General features: G+C 63.3%; 9 protein-coding genes. 5 read left to right on the forward strand and 4 right to left on the reverse strand.

What is annotated here, in order from left to right:
- Positions 1 to 406 precede the first annotated feature (406 nt).
- The 5 genes from ACQKRQ_RS23360 (at position 407) to ACQKRQ_RS23380 (ending at position 14,734) form a co-directional block, all read left to right on the forward strand.
- Positions 407 to 9,763: a hemagglutinin repeat-containing protein gene (locus tag ACQKRQ_RS23360; protein ID WP_427479698.1), complete on the forward strand. Its 9,357-nt coding sequence runs from the start codon at positions 407 to 409 to the stop codon at positions 9,761 to 9,763.
- 183 nt (positions 9,764 to 9,946) lie between these two features.
- Positions 9,947 to 11,701 (forward strand): ShlB/FhaC/HecB family hemolysin secretion/activation protein, encoded by a 1,755-nt coding sequence (locus ACQKRQ_RS23365; protein WP_427479700.1) that lies wholly within the window; start codon positions 9,947 to 9,949, stop codon positions 11,699 to 11,701.
- A gap of 41 nt (positions 11,702 to 11,742) precedes the next feature.
- Positions 11,743 to 12,240 carry a hypothetical protein gene (locus tag ACQKRQ_RS23370; protein WP_427479702.1) on the forward strand — a complete coding sequence of 166 codons (498 nt, stop codon included), beginning with the start codon at positions 11,743 to 11,745 and terminating at the stop codon, positions 12,238 to 12,240.
- Positions 12,241 to 12,863: 623 nt separating this feature from the next.
- Entirely contained in the window at positions 12,864 to 13,787 is a 924-nt protein-coding gene (locus ACQKRQ_RS23375; RefSeq protein ID WP_132375322.1) for a transglutaminase family protein, read from the forward strand.
- A gap of 143 nt (positions 13,788 to 13,930) precedes the next feature.
- Positions 13,931 to 14,734: a transglutaminase-like domain-containing protein gene (locus ACQKRQ_RS23380; RefSeq protein ID WP_132375320.1), complete on the forward strand. Its 804-nt coding sequence runs from the start codon at positions 13,931 to 13,933 to the stop codon at positions 14,732 to 14,734.
- A 90-nt stretch (positions 14,735 to 14,824) separates the two neighbouring features.
- Here the strand turns inward: ACQKRQ_RS23380 and ACQKRQ_RS23385 are convergent, their stop codons facing one another.
- The 4 genes from ACQKRQ_RS23385 to ACQKRQ_RS23400 form a co-directional block, all read right to left on the reverse strand.
- On the reverse strand, positions 14,825 to 16,033 hold the full coding sequence (locus ACQKRQ_RS23385) for an MFS transporter (protein WP_427479705.1): 1,209 nt from the start codon (positions 16,031 to 16,033) through the stop codon (positions 14,825 to 14,827).
- Between the two features lie 146 nt (positions 16,034 to 16,179).
- The gene (locus tag ACQKRQ_RS23390) at positions 16,180 to 16,653 is read right to left on the reverse strand and encodes a VOC family protein (protein ID WP_427479707.1); all 474 of its coding nucleotides are present in this window, start codon (positions 16,651 to 16,653) and stop codon (positions 16,180 to 16,182) included.
- Positions 16,654 to 16,689: 36 nt separating this feature from the next.
- Positions 16,690 to 17,154, reverse strand: coding sequence for a VOC family protein (locus ACQKRQ_RS23395; RefSeq protein WP_132375317.1), 465 nt, complete (start codon positions 17,152 to 17,154; stop codon positions 16,690 to 16,692).
- Between the two features lie 153 nt (positions 17,155 to 17,307).
- Entirely contained in the window at positions 17,308 to 18,924 is a 1,617-nt protein-coding gene (locus ACQKRQ_RS23400) for an SH3 domain-containing protein (protein WP_427479709.1), read from the reverse strand.
- Between the last annotated feature and the right edge of the window lie 172 nt (positions 18,925 to 19,096).

A 19,096-nucleotide genomic window follows, 5' to 3' on the forward strand; every position in this document is an offset into this window, starting at 1 on the left:
CCTATCATCCACGCGCGGGCAGTTTTTCTGGGACAGCGCGTCTCCGGTCGCCCTTAACTTTTTGCAAGTCACTTGTTGCGCTACTGGCGTGACCGGATTCAGAGTTGTCCTATCGCGGCTCCGTGTCCGCAGCCCATACAGTTCCTGTTGTCCCTTGAGGGCCATGTAGCTCTCTCAGCAGCCGTCGTTGCCCTCCCCGGAAGACGTGTGGCTGTTTTGCCCGCCTTGTGCGGGCTTCTTTATTTCCTGTTCCGGCTACTGCACGGTTGGCCGATGCTCGATAGGACAATTCTGATTTGATGTGGAATGTTGCATTGGTCGACATCTTGACGAACGTTGACAGATTGTCAGTCTGATGTCCGCTAGTTTACGGCCCGGTTAATAATCCGCAATACGAAGCAGAAAAATGAACCGGAAGACATACAGGCTGGTTTACAGCCGACTGAGAGGAATGCTTGTCGCCGTCGAGGAAACCGCCACGGCAACGGGCAAGCAGGCAGGCGGGACCACCGTGTGCAGCAGAAAATCACAGGGTGTGATTTTTTCATTGCGGCAGATTGCGTTCACCGCGCTTGCGCTACTTGGCGCGCTACCCTCGTGGTCAGGCGCGCAGATCGTTCCAGGCGGCGCGCACGCACCGTCTGTTATCCAGACACAGAACGGCCTGGACCAGGTGAACATCAGCCGCCCGTCTGGCGCGGGCGTCTCGATGAACACCTACGGCCAGTTCGACGTGCAGCCGAAAGGCGCGATCCTGAATAACTCGCCCACCATCGTGCAGACGCAGCAGGCGGGCATGATTAACGGCAATCCGAACTTCGGCCCCGGTCAGTCCGCGCGTGTCATTGTCAACCAGGTCAACAGCAGCGCGGCGAGCCAGATCAACGGGCATCTTGAAGTCGCGGGCCAGCGTGCGGAAGTCGTCATCGCGAACGGTTCCGGAATCAGCGTGAACGGCGGCGGCTTCATCAACACGTCGCGCGCGATCCTGACGACCGGCACACCGAACTTCGCATCGGACGGTTCGCTCGCGGGCTTCAATGTTTCTGGCGGCCAGATCACCGTGCGAGGTGCGGGGCTCAATGCAGGCGATACCGATCAGGTTGACCTGCTCTCGCGCGCCGTCCAGGCGAATGCCGCGATCTACGCGAAGAACCTGAACGTCGTGACCGGTGCGAACAGCGTCAGCCATGACACGCTCAACGCGACCCCGATCGCGGGTGACGGTCCCGCGCCTGGCGTCTCCATCGACGTGAGCAATCTTGGTGGCATGTATGCGAACCGGATCGTTCTCGTCGGCACGGAGAACGGCGTTGGCGTGTCAACCAGAGGTGTACTTGCTGCGCAGGCGGGCGACCTCGTTCTGACGACACAGGGCAAGCTCGTCCTCGCCGGACAGACCAATGCGAGCGGCAACATCAATGTGTCCGCGCGCGACGGCATCGACAATGGCGGGACGACCTACGCGCGGCAGAACGTCAGCGTGAACACGTCTGGCGCGTTCACGAACAGCGGCGTGCTGGCCGCGCAGCAGAACACTACCGTCAGCGCAGCCAGCGTCGTCTCGACGGGCACGCTTGGCGCGGGCGTGAACGGCGACGGCACGATTGAGAATGCGGGTGACCTCTCCGTCGCGGCGAATGGTGCGGTCACGGCGACCGGCCGCAACGAAGGCGGCGGCAACACGACGATCCAGGGTACATCGGTCAGTCTCGCGGGCAGCAACACGTCGGCCAACGGCGCACTCGCGCTCACCGCAAATGGTGGCGATCTGAACCTGTCGGGCGCGACGACGACGGCGGGCGGCGCGCTCAACGCGAACGCCACGGGCACGCTCGTCAACGACAGTGGCAACCTGTCGGGCGGTGGCGCGATGCGGGTATCGGCGGCGAACGTTTCGAACGCGGGCGGCCAGATCGTTTCCGGTTCGACGCTCGGGCTGGACACGGCGGGTGCGCTCGTCAACCGCCAGGGCGTCGTCCAGTCAGCCGCGCTCGCCGGTATCAGCGCTGCCACGCTCGACAACACGGCGGGCCGCATCGTCTCGCTGAACGGCGACGGCATGACGCTGACGACCACGGGCGCGCTCGTCAATGGCGCGGACGGCACCGGGGCGGGCACCATTGGCACGAACGGCGCGCTGAACGTGAGCGCGGGCGCACTCGCAAATCAAGGGCACATCAACGCCTCAAGCAGTGCAACCGTTCGCGCGCAGCTCATCGACAACCACGCGGGCAGCATCGTCGCGGGCAATGCACTCAATGCAACATCGGCCGGCGTACTGAACAACGCGGGCGGCACGCTGTCGGGATCGGCCACCACCGTCTCCGCTTCCGCGATCGACAACACGAACGGCGACATCAACGGCGACTCACTGGCCTTATCGACAACCGGCAACCTGGTCAATCGCGGCGGCAGGCTCACGCAGTACGGCGCAGGCAACCAGACCATCGTCACGGGCGGCACGCTCGACAACACGGGCGGTACGATCGCATCAAATGCGAACCGCCTGACTGTGACGGCGCAGGCGATTACGAACGACGGCGGCATGCTCCAGCATGCGGGCATGGCGGCGCTGGCGCTCAACAGCGGGAGCGCGGTGTCGAACGTCTCGGGCCAGATCGCCACCAACGGCGCGCTGGCGATGTCGGGCACCGCGCTGAACAACCGCCAGGGCGCGATCCAGGCTGCCGCGCGCGCAGTCTTCACGCTCGCGTCGCTCGACAACACGGCAGGCCGCATCGTCTCGCTGAACGGCGACGGGATGGCGCTCACGACCACGGGCGCGCTCGTCAACGGCGCAGGCGGCACCATCGGGACGAACGGCGCGCTGAACGTGAGCGCAGGCGCACTCGCGAATCAAGGGCACATCAACGCCTCAACCAATGCAACCGTTCAGGCGCAGGTCTTCGACAACCACGCGGGCAGCATCAGCGCAGGCGGCGCATTGAACGCGTCCACCACCGGGGCGCTGAATAACGCTGGCGGCACGCTGTCAGGATCGGCCACGACCGTGTCCGCTTCCTCGATCGACAACACGAACGGCGACATCGACGGCGATGCACTTGCCGTCTCGACAACCGGCAACCTGGTGAATCGCGGCGGCAGGCTCACGCAATACGGCACGGCGGACCAGACCGTCAGCGCGGGCGGCACGCTGGACAACACGGGCGGCACGATTGCATCGGACGCGTCGAACCTGAGCGTATCGGCGCAGACGGTCACGAACGACAGCGGCACGCTCCAGCACGCGGGCACGGGCACGCTCGCACTTAATGCAACCGGCGCGATATCGAACGCATCGGGCAAGATGCTCACGAATGGCGCGCTGGGCGCAACCGGCGCGAGCCTCGACAATACGGGCGGCACGCTGTCCGCGCAACGGGCCGCGCAGGTGAATGCGGCCTCGGGCATCGTGAACCGCAGCGGCACGCTGTACGGCGGCACTGGCCTGTCAGTCACCACGCAGGGCGACATCGACAACACGGGCGGCTCCGCGCAGACGGCGGGCGATCTGTCCGTCGCAGCGGGCGGTGCCCTGGCGAACGCACAGGGGACGATTGCGGCCAACGGCGCTCACGGTGCGGTGAAAGTATCGGCAGCGGCCATTGACAACACCGGCGGCAAGCTGACCAACACAGGCGACGGCGCGACGACCGTCACCGCGAACAGCGTCACCAACACGAACGGCACGCTCGGCGGCAACGGTGACGTGACGGTGAACGCACAGACGCTGGCCAACGACGCGGGCGGGAACCTCGTTGCGGGTGGCGCGGGCAACCTGAACGTCACGCAGAATGTGAACAACGCGGGCGGCACGATCTTCGGCGGCACGGCGCTGACCCTGAACCAGGCGAACGCGGCGGTCATCAACGACGGCGGCGCGATCCTCGGCGGGCTGGACGTGTCGGTGAACGTCGCGTCGCTGTCGAACGCGGGCGGCGCGATCCGCGCGAACCGTGACCTGTCGGCGGCGGCCGTCGTGAGCGGTGACGGCGACATGATCGCGGGCCGCAACCTGTCGCTCGCCGTTCTCGGCGACTATACGAACGATGCGGCGAACAACCTGCACGCGGACGGCGACATGACCGTCAGCGCGACGGGCACGCTCACCAATACGGGCGCACTTGCCGCAAATGGTGCGCTGACTGCGACCGGCGCGAACGTCGTGAACACGGCAACCGGCGACATCAATTCGGCCACGACGACCGTCAACGCTTCTGGCACGCTCACCAATGATGGCCGCATCGAAGGTGACACCGTCACGACGAACAGCGCGACGCTCGCCAACACCGGGACGGTGATCGGCAACGACGTGACGGTCAACGCGGCTGACGCGCAGAACACTGGCGCCACAGCGTTGATCGCGGGCGCGAACAGCGTCCACGTCTACGCGCAGAACTCCGTCACCAATGCCGATGGCGCGCTGATCTACAGTGCGGGCAATCTGGAGGTCGCGAAGGACGGCACGCGCGACGCGTCCGGCATGCTCGCGAACCAGACCGGCACGCTCACCAACAGCGCCGCGACCATCGAGGCGGACGGCGATATCGACATTGCCGCGCACACGGTCAGCAACGTGCGGACCGGTGTGCAGACCCAGGCGGGCACGCCACAAGACGCGGGCTCGACCACGCTGACCCTGTGGACAGCGGGCCTGCCTCCCGGCGACATGGGAAGCTACTACAGCCTCGACCATCCCGAATGGCGCTGGAGTGACGGAGGACTCGGTTACGGCGTGATCGGCCACCTGATGCATCCGATCACCGTGCAGGTGCCGACCTCAGAGATCACCAACCTCGACCCGAAAGCACAGAGCTTCTCGCTCACCTCGCCGCTGACGGACACGTATACAAGTGGAGCGTTGATCGGCGGAGGCGACCCGTCCACCCGCACCATCACGAACAACCCGGTGCAGTACTACCAGAGCCTCACTGACAACGGTAACGGCACCTACTCGATCACCTTCTGGCCGGACTACGACCCGGGCAAAAATATCCGCCCCGACCAGGTGGACACGCGCTCAGACCTGAACGGCACCCACGACTACGTCGAACTCTCGCGCACAGCCAGCACTACGACGACCACTGACCAGCTCCTGAGCGCGGGCAACGCAGCGACCATCCAGGCGCAGGGCGCAATCCGCATCAACGCGGACAACGGCAGCATCAACAACGAATCGTCCACCATGGCCGCGGGCGGTGACCTTGTGCGCCGTGCCAATGGCGGCAGCGTCACCGACACAGGCACGGTGCTCCAGCAAACGGTCATGCAGGACACGGCCTCGGTCTACTACTGGCACCAGAAGACGGGCGGCAGCAACGACACGACGCAGCCGAGAGAGGACGGCCAGTACGACGGTATCTCGCAGACGACCACGACCGTCGATGCCCTGCCCGCGATTGCCACGTCGAACCAGAACGTTCAGACCAGCGCGCAGACCATCAGCATCAATTCGGTGAACCGCCAGGGGCAGACCGTGAATGGCTCGGGCGTGACGGGCGGCAGCGCGGACGGCACGCAGGCCGGCACGATCAGCGGACAGAGCGGCGGCACGGCCGTGAGTGGCAACCAGATTGGCAGCGTGAGCGGCCAGAGCAGCAATCCGCAGACGGTCGGCGGCGCGACGGGTGGCATTCCGAACCTGAAGCTGCCGGTCAATGGGCTTTACACGTACAACACCGCGCCCGGTGCCACGTACCTGGTTGTGACCGATCCGCGTTTCACGCAGTACACGAAGTTCATTTCGAGCGATTACATGCTGGGTCAGCTCGGCCTCGATCCGTCGAAGATCGAGAAACGGCTTGGTGACGGGCTGTATGAGGAAACGCTGATCCGCAACCAGGTCACGCAACTGACCGGGCGTACGTTCCTCGCAGGCTACTCGGACAACCTGGACGAGTACACGGCGCTGATGAACAGCGGTGTCGCGTATGCGAAGGAATTCGGACTGGAACCGGGTATCGCGCTGACGGCATCGCAGATGCAGCAACTGACCACCGACATGGTGTGGCTCGTGTCCCAGGACGTGACGCTACCGGACGGCTCACACCAGACGGTACTTGTACCGCAGGTGTATCTCGCGCAGTCGGGTACGGTCGACCTGACGCACAGCGGCGCGCTCGTCGCGGGTAACGCGGTGAATCTGAACGCGAGCGGCGACGTAAACAATAGCGGTCACGTCTCCAGCAATCTCGCGACGACGATCATCGGCAACAACGTCGTCAACAGCGGCATCATCGGCAGCGCGGGGACGACGGCCGTGGCAGCGGTCCAGGACGTGCGCAACGTGAGTGGCCGCATTGGCGGTGGCGATGTCGTCGTGCAGGCGGGTCGCGATGTCATCAACGAGACGCAGACCTATGGCGTGTCGAAGACGTTCACCGACCGCGCCTCGACGGGTAGCGTCAGTACGACAGGCGTCGATGCGGTCGGCACGATCTCCGCGACGGGAAGTGCGACCATCATCGCGGGCCGTGACGTGAACCTGAACGGCGCACTGGTCCAGGCGGGCGGTAACGCGGCCATTGCCGCCGGTCGCGATCTGAACGTTGGTACGACGACGCTCACCGCCACGAAGGATTCGGGCGAACATGACGGGCAGAACTTCCTGCATGACTCGGTGACGCAGAACCTGGGCAGCGCGGTTGTCGCGGGTGGATCGCTCGCGACGGTATCCGGGCGCGATACGACGCTCACGGACGCGACGTTGCGCGCGGGCAGCGATGCGACGTTGATCGCGGGCGGCAATCTGACGGTCACTGCGGCGAGGGATACACACTCGCATAGCGAGCAGTCGCTGAACGACAGCACGAGCCGGTACACGAAATCATCCTACGATGAAACGGTCAAGGGTTCGGACGTCGGTGCGGGCGGGAATGTGTCGCTGGCAGCGGGACAGAACGGCAGCGGCAATCTTGCGGTGCTTGGCTCGTCAGTCGCAGCCGACGCGGGCGGCGTCAGAATGATTTCTACGGGTGACGTGACCATCGGCAGCGTGAGCGAAACGCACGACGCGCAGAGCTGGTCACATGACGAACATTCCGGCCTCCTGTCGAAAGAGAAGACCACGGACACGACCAGTTCACACCAGGTCATCGCGAACGGCTCGACCGTATCGGGCGACACGGTCACGGGTGCGGCGGGTCACGACATGACGATCAGCGGCTCGACGGTCGCGGCAACGCATGACGTGAGCCTCGCGGCGGCGAATAACCTGAGCATCAACACCACGCAGGACACGAGCGAGAGCAGCCACTTCCATCAGGACGTGAAGACGGGGCTAGGGAGTTCGGGCGGCATTGGCGTGTCTTACGGCACGGTCGATACGAAGGACACGGCGCACGACAGGTCGGTGACGAATAACGGCAGCCTGGTCGGCAGCACGGACGGTAGTGTGAACCTGTCGGCGGGTGCGGACCTTCGTGTCACCGGCAGCGCCCTGATTGCGGGGCAGAACGTCACGGGGACCGGCGCGAATGTGACGATTGATTCAGCCATCGACACGATGCACCACGACGAGACGCACGAAGTCAGCAAGAGCGGCTTCACGCTGGCGGTCAAGTCATCCGTCATCGACGCAATCACGAACGTGATCGATCAGACGCATGCCGCGAGCCACAGCCAGGACGATCGTACGGCGGCGTTGCACGGGATGGCAGCGGCAAGCAGCGCAGTGGATGCCCTCGGCGCGGGAGGCGAAGCAATGGGCGCGCTCGCAAACGGTCAGAAGCCGGACGCGAAGATTGAACTGAGTTACGGTTCGAGCCATTCGAAAGACACCTTCGCGGAAGATTCGACCACGAACAAGGAGGCGACCGTGACGGCGGGCGGCACGGCTGCGTTTGTCGCAACCGGCAACGGCACGCCGGGTAGCGGCAACGTCACCATTGCAGGGTCGAATGTCAACGCGAACGACGTGATTCTCGCGGCGAAGAATCAGGTGAATCTTCTGAACACGACCGATACCGACTCGACGCGCAGCACGAACCAGTCGAGCAGCGCGAGCGTCGGAGTGTCATATGGTACGCAGGGGTGGGGTGTGGATGCGGCGATGTCGAAGGCGCACGGCGATGCGAACAGCGACGCCGCCATGCAGAACAACACGCATGTGAGCGCCGCGAACACCGCGACGATCATTTCGGGGGGCGACACCAACATCATTGGGGCAAACGTCAATGGCCGTCAGGTGAACGCGGACGTGGGCGGCAACCTGAACATCGCGAGCGTGCAGGACACGATGTCGAGCAGCGCCCATCAGGAAAGCACGGGCGGCGGCTTCAGCATCAGCCAGGGCGGCGGCAGCGCGAGCTTCAGCCACACGAACGCGAACGTGAGCGGCAGCTATGCAGGCGTGAATGAACAGGCAGGTATCCAGGCCGGTGACGGTGGATTCAACATCAGCGTCAAGGGGAACACGGACCTCAAGGGTGCGGTGATTGCGAGCGATGCGGACGCGTCGAAGAACACGCTTTCGACCGGCACACTCACGTATAGCGACATACAGAACTCGTCGAGCTACAGCGCACATACGGGCGGGATCAGCGGCGGCGTGACAGCAGGCGACGGCGGCTCGAACTACACCACACATGGCAATACGTCGGGCAAGAACACAGGCGGCGGTGCGCCGATGCTGAGCCAGAACGACAGCGGCAGCGATAGTGCGACCACGCGTAGCGGCATCAGCGCGGGCACCGTCAGCGTGACCGACGCGGCTCACCAGACGCAGGACATCGCGAGCCTGAACCGGGACACGTCGAACACCAATGGCACGGTGGCAAAGTTGCCGGACGTGAATAATCTGCTCGACCGGCAGGCCGACATGATGGCGGCGGCAAGCGCGGCCGGTGAAGCGGTGTCGCGGCGCATCGGTGACTTTGCAAACTCGAAATTTAAGGAGGCGAGGGACAATGGCGACCAGGTAGGAATGGACGCGTGGAAAGAAGGTGGCACCGCTCGCGCCGAGATGCAGGCTGCGGGCGCGGCGCTTGTGACCGGACTAGCAGGCGGCAACGCGATCGGCGGGGCGGCGGGCGCTGGCATCGCGTCAATTGCAGGCGGCAGGCTGAATGAACTGAGCGGCGCGATTGCAGGTTCGAATCCGACAGGTAACGCCGACATGAATATGGCGCTGGGTAACATCGTGGCTAACGCGATTGCTACCAGCGCGGGCGCGGCGGTTGGCGGCGACGCAGGCGCATTCGAGGGCTACAACACCGACCGCTTTAATCGCCAGCTGAATGTCGATGGCAAGCCGGAGAAGCAGAGAGATTTGGTGTCGCAAGCGTGCCCCCCTGGTGCACAGTGCAGCGATGCGGTCTATCAGGCCGCGATCCAGGCGCAGATGGCTAATGGTGACGCTGCTACCGGTAGTCTGCAGCCAAACTACGCGACAGTGAGTGCCACTAGTCTGTCCGGCACTGGAAGCGTTGCCGTAAATTTATATGATGGGTCCACGTATTTGTCCGGTGGAGTCACACAATCAAATCCATCGTCAGTTTCATGGAAGCCTGGGGTTGCCGGTACAGTCGGTTGGGTATTTGGTGTCAATGGGGCGAAAGGAACGAGCAACTATCTCAACGGAGATGCCACGCAAGCATATATTTCCGTTCCTACATGGCTCGGATTCAATGCAAATGCCGCGATAACTCACGGATACGGCGGGGCGACTGGCATTGAACTGGGCATAGGAGCGCCTGGAGGATTGTCCTATGGGGTAGCGCCATGGTCGCATGCAACGCAAGTGAGTAAGCCTATCTATTAAGGAGGATTTATGGTCGCGGGTGGTGGACCTACCCAGGAGCAATGGGAAAAAATGAGCCGTAAGTCAAAAACTGCTTACTGGCTCGCAGTTGCGATAGTTTTTTTAATTTTGGGTGTAGCTATCGCAAAAAGATTCTTCTTCTAAAATAACCCCGGCCATGCGGCCGGGTTCGCTTCGAATCCTATGAAACTCCGAAAGAGGCTGGCGGCGCTGCCGCTCACAGCCCTGGTATCGCTCGCGTCGAACGCCCAGCACGCGTCGACGCCAGCCGATGAAGCTGCCGCAGCGCGGGCCAATGCCGAGCAGAACCAGCAGATAAAGCAACAACGCGATGCACAGCAGCGCGACGCAACCGTGCAGGCACCCGCCGTGCGTTCGACCCTCCCGACATTCGAGGGCTATCCGCTGCTGCCGGTCGAAACACCATGCTTCCGCATCGGCAAATTCGCGCTCGATGTCCCAACAACGCTGCCCGCTGGCGTGCGCAGCAAGGGCGCGTCGGCCCTATCACTGGACCCGTTCGCCTTTGCGCGCGAATGGCTCGATCACTACAGGGGCCAATGCATCGGCAAGGCCGGCATTGACACACTGACGAAGGGGCTGCAGCAGGCCATCCTGAGCCGTGGCTATGTCACGACGCGCGTACTCGTCCCGGAGCAGGACCTGTCCAGCGGCACGCTGGACCTTGCGCTTGTTCCTGGCGTCGTCCACCAGCTCCGTTTTGCGGACGCTGAGACACGAGGCACCCTTAAATCTGCATTCCCGGCCCGTGATGGCGACCTGCTGGACCTGCGCGACCTTGAGCAGGGCCTGGAGCAGATGAAGCGCGTCGCGTCGCAGGACGTGGACATGAAGATCGAACCGACCAATACACCCGGCGAAAGCGATGTCGTGGTGAGCGTGAAGCGCGCGAAACCGTGGAGCTTCGTCGCATCGGTTGATAACTCGGGTACGGATGCGACCGGCAAGTGGCAGGGCAACGTGAGCCTCGGCATCGACAATCCGCTGGGACTCAACGACATTTTCACGGTCGGCGCAAATCAGGACCTGTCGTTCGGCAACAAGGCGCTCGGCTCGCACGGCTTCAACGGCTCTTACTCGCTGCCGTGGGGATACTGGACGGCCACGCTGTCTGGCAACACGAACACCTACTACCAGAACATCGCGGGCGTGAACCAGACGTTCGTGTCCAGCGGTAACTCGCAGACAGCCGCACTGAGGCTCGCGCGCGTACTAAGCCGCAGCCAGACCGGCGTATTCGGCGTGGAGTTCCAGCTATCGAAGCGTTTCGGTGAGAGCTTCATTGATGACACGGACATACCGCAGCAGCGGCGCAACAACACGTTCATCGAAGCGGGCCTGACCGACCGGCATTACTTTGGCGCATCCCAGTTCGACGGTACGCTTGCGTACCGTCAAGGCATCGGCGGCCTGGGCGCGACGCCTGACCCGTATCCCGAGGGTCCGACCTACCGTTACCACATGGCGGTACTGGATGCGAACCTGTCGGTGCCGTTCGCGGTCGCGCAACAGAGCTTGCGCTACGTGACGGCCGTTCACGCGCAGTTCACCAACGATACGCTGTTCTATCTGGACGACCTGACCATCGGCAGCCGCTACACCGTGCGCGGCTTTGACGGCGAAACCATGCTGGCGGCAGAGAAAGGTTTCTATTGGCGCAATGAGTTGCAATGGCCCATTGGCCAGACGGGACAGGCGCTGTACGCGGGGATCGACTATGGCCGCGTGTTCGGGCCGAACACGGCGTTTCTGGCCGGGACACAACTGGCGGGTGCGGTGATCGGCATACGCGGTGGTCTGCCTTCCCGCTTTGTCGGTCTCTCCTACGACCTGTTCGCCGGGACGCCGGTCTACAAACCCAGCGGTTTCCCGGCCTCGCGCGTGACGGTGGGAGTGCAGGCTATGGCTCAGTTCTGAGTGGGACCAAATTTTTATTCATGCTCTTTTGCGAGCCAACCATGTTAAGTAAATTTGCGATTGCGGCGTTGTGCGTCTCGTTGTCGGCGTGCGCGATTGACTATTCAAAATTTCCCATACTCGATACGAAAATGTCGGGAAATCTAGAGGAGATGCCAAGACTGTACGGTAACTACAAGGTGACGGATGCGAGCAATTTCCAGAACAGAATTGGCCGCGTAGAGATTTATGCGAGCGACAAGAACAAACCTCTTTTTAAGCTCTATGACAAGAGCGGAAAGCTGCTCGGTGGCTTCAGTCCACGATCGTGCACACTAGCATCCGACGAACTTTCTTGTGGAAAAAGTGCGTTCGTCTTAGGCGACTACCCTTACGTTTCGTTGAAGGAACTTCCCAATGGCGAAAATTATCCGCCTCCGCCCACTGGCTTGTTCAAACCGGCGCGGACGATGTCCGTCCTGCCGGGCGCTTATCGGATGGCTTTTCGATGGCATTACCAGGATCGGCTTGGCTATCTTGCCCTTCAGAAACTCGAATAGATCGCGGCTGCATTGCATGTTCCCGCGTCACAGCCGGAGTGTAGGCTACGGCGCAGTTCTAGTGTGCCGTGGGGGAACGCGGGGACCATTCCCCGCCCGATGTGCACCGCAGCATCGACAACTCACATGTATAGACTTTAGACAAGTCACTTGTCTTGTTGATCGGCGTTAGCTTGAATCTCAAACGAGACACATGTCTAATATGTAGGGCAGTCCCCCGGTGGGGGACGAAGGTTTCCCCGCACCGCAGCGTATGGGGAAACGTGGGGGAATGGATGTTTGAGGGTGCGCGGGGGACGGAATTTTCCCCGTCCCTCGCCTGCAAAGCCTTGTGGGGCGGTGCTGTTTATCAGAGTGTGATTTGTCCACAGCCTTGCGAACAGATTCTGTTGATAACTTCTCCCGCGCGACGCCGCGGCCAAATGAGTGCTTTCAACCAATATGGCGGGTGTATGCTGAACCCGTCAGTTTGTCGTGCAGAGCACTCGACCACACCGCAAGCCGGCCGTGGCTCATTAGGATCAAAACCGCGTCGCGCGCTTTTCGCCTGCGGCGGCCGCGGCTTTTTAAAAGCGTGAACGCGATGGACAGGATGAACCCGGCGGCATCCATCGGGCGGTCGGATGAATGAGCCGCAGCGCTTCACGGTGCGCCACGTCAGTGTCTACCGCTACTCGGAACCCGTGCGTTTCGGCGAACATCGCATGATGTTCAGGCCACGCGCGAGCCACGATTTGCGACTCGTCACGAACAAGCTGGTGATCACGCCCGCGCCGTCGCGGCTGCATTGGCTGCACGACGTGTTCGACAACTCGGTGGCGGTCGCGAGTTTCGCGGAGAAGGCGAGCGAATTGCGCTTCGACAGCGAAGTGACGCTCGAGCACTTCGAAGCGCCCATGCCCGACTACGCGCTCGAACCGTACGCGGTGAACTGGCCGTTCGCGTACACCAACGAGGAGGCTTCCGATCTCGTGAACGCGCGCAGCCGCCAGTATCCGGACAGCGACGTGGACGAGTGGGCGCGCCGTTTCGTACCGACATCGGGTGTCGCTGCAAAGAGCGGCGAAGGCGGCAAGAACGGCAAAAGCGGCGGCACGGGCAGCGGCACGATGGCGCTCCTGCGCGCCATGACGCTCGAAATCAAGAGCTCGTTTTTCTATGTGCGCCGCACGGAAAAAGGCGTGAACCGTCCCGGCGACACCTTGCGCAGCCGCAGCGGCAGTTGCCGAGATTTTGCCGTGCTCATGATGGACGCGGTGCGCTCGCTCGGCCTCGCGGCGCGCTTCGTGAGCGGCTATATATTCGTGCCCGAGCATGACGCCACCCAGGGCGGCGGCGCGACGCACGCATGGTTGCAGATCTATTTGCCGGGCGCCGGCTGGGTCGATTTCGATCCGACCAACAGCATCGTCGGCAACCGCCATCTGATTCGCGTGGCGGTGGCGTGGAACGCCTATCAGGCGCTGCCGTTGTGGGGCACGTGGCACGGCGCGCCGCATTCGTTTCGCGGCTTGCAGGTGGACGTGAGCGTGACCGAAGGCGAATGACGGCGAAGCAAGGCGGATAAGAACGAATGAACGCGCGCCGAAGATCGCGGCGTGTCGAATTAAAACGCGTATGCGGGGAGTGCCGTTTCGGGCGGCTCGCCGTGCGCGTCAACTGAACGTTTCAACTGGAAGAGGGCGTTGCGATGAAATTGCGCGTTGGCTACGAGCTGGTCTATGAGTGCGTGCAACCGACGCCGATGATGCTGATGTTGAACACCCACTATTCGCATGCGAAAGAGGTGCTGAACCCCGATCTGCTGGTGGTCGATCCACCGGTGCCGATCAGCCAGTATCGCGATTCGTTCGGCAATCTGTGCAGCCGGCTGGTGGCGCCGCCGGGAAAAATCGCCTTTTCGACGAGCGCGGTGCTGGAGGTGTCGTCCGAGCCGGAGATGCGCCCGCCCTACACTGAACAGCATCCGGTGGAAATGCTGCCTGACGATACGCTGGTGTTTCTGCTCGGCAGCCGCTATTGCGAAACCGATCTGCTCTCCGAATTCGCGTGGCAGACCTTTGGCAAGTTGCCGCTCGGCCGTGGGCGCGTGGATGCGATCTGCAATTACGTGCACAACCACATCGTGTTCGGCTACGACTTTGCGCGGCCGACCAAGACCGCATGGCAGGCGTGGCAGGAGCGCAAAGGCGTGTGCCGGGACTTCGCGCATCTGGCGGTGGCGCTATGCCGGGCCATGAATATTCCGGCGCGTTATTGCACAGGCTATATCAGCGATGTCGGCTTGCCACCGCCGTACGCGGCGATGGATTTCGCCGCATGGTTCGAGGCGTATATCGGCGGATGCTGGCAGACCTTCGACCCGCGCAACAACGCGCCGCGCACGGGGCGCGTGCTGATGGCGCGCGGGCGCGACGCGGCCGACGTGGCGCTCAGTAACGCGTTCGGGCCGACGCAGTTGCTAAAGTTCGCGGTGGTGTGCGAGGCTGTCTAGCTGCGTTGCGGATAAAGACCTAAAGCTGCCCGAGCGCTGCGCAACCCGCACTCGATATTAACAACGGCATTCAGGCATGCCGGCGCGGCGTCATTCCCCGAGCGCCAGCGCGCGCTTCCTTCGCACCAGCGCCGCACCGATCGACACGGCCGCGCCGATGCCGCCCATCGTCAGCGACAGGGTCACGATCAGCGGGCCGGTTTGCGTGCGCGCCGAGAACACGCTGACCAGCAGGCCGGCGAGCGGCTGTGTCATGTTGTTGAGAAGGATCACCACGCCGGTTGTCTTGCCGTAGTCCTGCGGCGGAATGATTTGCTGCCGCGCGCTGCGGATGTAGACGTTGAACATCTTGTCGAAGCCGACGATCAGCAGGAAGCCGAGCGCATAACCCCACGGCGCCGCGCTCGCGCCGGCGATCACGCCGCCCGCGCAGATCGAGACGAAGGCGACCAGGCCCAGGGCGCGCGCCGGCCATGCGGCGCGTGCGATCGTCAGCAGAATCAGCACCGTCGCCACGGCTCCGGCTGTTTGCAGTCCGGCATAGTAGTGATTCGATTGCGCGTGAAGGCCGGTCACCATGGCGGCGGACGTGGCGAGCGTCACGCCGATCACCAGATTTTCGGCGGCGGCGAGCAGCACGACTTTCTTTAGGCCAGGCAGCACCAGCACATGACGCAGCGCGATGCGCAGCGGCAACGTCCAGTGACCCGGAGCCAAGGCCGGCGGCTCGGCGGCGCGAAAGCCGCTCGCGCGTTGCCACAGCAGTAGCGCGCCATCGGCGAGGAGAAACAGCACGCCGGTTGCACCGACAACCCATTCCCAACGCCACAGGCCAAGTAGCAGCGCGGCGAACATCGGACCGAGCACGAACCCCAACTGGTCGGCCAATTGCGAGTAGGCGAGCACGCGCTGAAACTGCTGCGTGCTGAAGATTTGCGGCAGCATGACTTCACGCGCGACGAGACCCTGGCTCGTCAACACGCCGCACACGGCAGAGAGTGCGATCAACCAGCCGATGCCGCCGAACAGCGCGTAAGCGAGTACACCGCCGAAGCACGCCAGCGCCCGCACGGTCTGGCTCACGCGCATCAATCTGAGCGGCGAGATGCGGTCGCACAAGGCGCCGAAGAAGGGAAACACCAGATAGCGGGGCAGCGTTTCGATAAAGAACGCGAGCCCCGACCACGAGACCTGGTGCGTGGTCTGGAAGACGACGAGCGGTACGAGAAACAGCAGGATCTGATCGGCGAGACGCGCGACAAACAGCGAGCAGAAGAAAGCCTGATAATTGACGCGCACCGTTCATGTCCCGCCGATTATGGGTCGAGACCGATCCTATCAAAGATAGCGCTCTCGCGCCCCTTGCCTGCTTGCCGCGCCGTGAATTCTCAATGCAACGGCAAGCAGGCCGCGCGCCGCCGGCAGCGCGCGTTCAGGGTTGCACTTCAATCGCCGCGATAAGCCGCTTCGAGCGGCGCGATTTCCAGCTTGACCATATTCATCATGGCCTTCATCACGCGGCTCGCCTTGGCCTCGTCCGGGTCGCGCAGCATGTCGCCGAGCACGTCGGGCGCGATCTGCCACGAGACGCCGAACCGGTCCTGAAGCCAGCCGCATTGCCACTCCTTGCCGCCGTCCAGAAGTTTCGTCCAGTAACGGTCGATTTCCTCCTGCGACTTGCAGTGCACGAACAGCGAAATGGCCGGCGTGAAGGGGAACTGTGGGCCGCCGTTCAGCGCCATGAACTCCTGGCCTTCGATCTCGAACGTGATGGCCAACACGCCGCCCTTCGGTCCGGGTCCGGCGTCCGTGTAATGCAACGTGGTGGCGATGCGGGAATCGGAAAACACGGACGTGTAGAAGCGGGCCGCATCTTCCGCATTACCGTCGAACCACAGGCACGGCGCAATCTTTTGCATGACGTTTCTCCTCCTTCTCACCGGACGGACCGCGCCTTACTTCATGCAGTCCATGGCTTTCTGGATTTCTTCCGGGCTCAGGTCGCGCTTGTGCGTGGCCAACGACCAGCTATGCCCGAACGGGTCTTTCACCTGACCGTAGCGATCGCCCCAGAACATGTCGGTGACGGGCATCACGACGGTCGCGCCGGCGTCGACGGCCTGCTTGAAGCTGGCGTCGACATCTTCCACATAGTAGTGAATCGTGACCGGTGTGCCTTTCAGCGAATTCGGGCCGAACGACTGGTGCTCGGGCCATTCGTCGGTCAGCATCAGCATGGAATCGCCGATCTTCAGCGTGGCGTGCATGACCTTGCCGCCGGGGCCGGGCAGGCGGACCTGCTCGACGGCGTTGAAGGCCTTGGTGTAGAACGCGATGGCGTCCGCGGCGTTGGCGCAGATCAGATACGGGGTGAGCGAGTGCATCCCGTCCGGGATCGGTTTGACAGCGTTGCTGGACATGACGGCGACTCCTTGAAGTAACAGGTTCGTGAGGTGAAAGACCGACTCGTCGAGTCAGGTCTTCAACGTTACGACGAGTACATGACCGTTGAATCGACACTCCGGAAAAAATATTTTTGGTCCGGGCGTCCGGCGACCACCCGGGCGCCTGTTTCAACCGGCCGGATTGTCCTCGTCCGGCGGCGGGGCGGACGGCGCCGGGGCGCCGCCACGTGGTGCGCCGAGGATGCTGATCTGGAACGTCGGCGTCGCCGCGAGCGATTGCAGCGTGGCGTCTTCGGGAATGTGTTCGAACAGCGGCAGAATCACCGAGCCGCCGATCACCGCGCGTCGGCTATCGTCGGCGGGCCGCAAGCCCCATACGTCCTGATAGACGACCGGCACCGCGCTGCCGTTGCGGGTGGTGTTGCCGATATACAGCATCACATGGCCGCCGATGTAGACCAGCGTGCGCAATGGCTCGCCGTGCTGCGCCAGATAGTCGAGCCGCTGGGCGGGCGTGGACGACGACAGGTCGATCATGCGGCCGGCGTTCATCTGCGTGGACGAATGGCGCGGCAGCCAGACGCCGAACGCGGCGAAGATGCTTTGCAGTTCCGACGAGCAATCGTTGTAGAGGCCGCTATTGCCCCAGCCGTAGGGGCGGCCGATCAGCGTTTTCATCAGCATCGCCAGATGGCGCGGCGTCGCGGCGAGCGGCATCGGCGCGATTTGCGCGTCGTTCAGGGCGGCGGTGCGGATCAGTGCCTGGCCTTCGGCGTCGCGCGCCGGGACGAGCACCTGACGCGCAACGGCCGGCTCGGCTGTGTTGCCGGTGTTGCCGGGGTCGCTCGCCACGGGTTTTGCTTGCGCCGGCCGCGCGGCGCTGGCTGGGACGATCGGCAGCAGTGTGCCGGCCGGCGCGTCGAAGCGGAACACGCCGCGGCTGTCGCGCACCGGCGCAGACGCCACGATCACCGCACCGAGCGATTTGCCCGCCGCGGCGCGCCATGTATCGACGAAGCGGTCGTCGGCCATGCCGACACCCTCGCTGCGCACCCAGCCCTGCACGTCGGGCGTCTGCACGTAATGCCACGCGCCGTCGAGGCTGCTGCCGAGCACATACAGCGGCGTGCCGGGCCGCGCGGCCGAGATCTGCAGGTTGTCGAACGGATAGCCTTCGCCGGCCAGATGATGGTCGTAGAACGATGGGTCGGTGGTCGGCAACTCGCGCACCATCAGGTTGCCGGTCGCGATTGCGCGGCGCTGCGGCTGATAAACGGCGATCTGCGTGAACTGCGCGACGTTCATGTTTTGCGCGATGGCGTCGATCCATGCCTTGTCGTGCGGCCGGAAATTTTCTCCGTAACCGATGTCCGCGCCGCTCTTGCCGGTATTGTCGAACTTGCCGATGCGCCGCTGCTGCAGTGCCGCAATGTCCGCGCCTTGCTGGCGATATACCAGCATTGTCACGAAGTTGACATTCCACGGCGAGGGCGCCGCGGTGCCAGTGCCGAAGTAGCGCGCGTAAAGGGCCTTGAAGTGCGCCTGCTGGTCCGCAGGACTCAGGAACGGCTGGTCGTAGCCGGGGCTGTCCGGTTCGAGCCAGTGATCGACGTCCTGATCGTAATGTGCGATGGGGAAGAGCGTGACGGTGTCGACCGGCGCGTGCGCGTCGTGCGTCGGCGACGGATTGCTGCAGGCAGTGATCGCCGCGAGCGCGGCACACAACGCGGCGGCGCGGCAGGCGTTCGGCCAGGCGGCGAGGCGGGATTGAACGGCAACGGGCATGAGGTTCGGCGAAGAAGGTCCAGGGCACGATGATACGGTGTCGGCGCATTGTGCAGCATGTCGTACCGGCGCCGCGTTTGCACTCCCAAACACAACGCTTATGTGGTTTCATTGGGGTTCGCGTCGTCCATAGCGGCTGCGCGATACCGCGCTTCACGCGCAGGCTGCCGCA

The sequence above is a fragment of the Paraburkholderia sp. NPDC080076 genome, assembly GCF_050281145.1.
Taxonomy (GTDB): Bacteria; Pseudomonadota; Gammaproteobacteria; order Burkholderiales; family Burkholderiaceae; genus Paraburkholderia.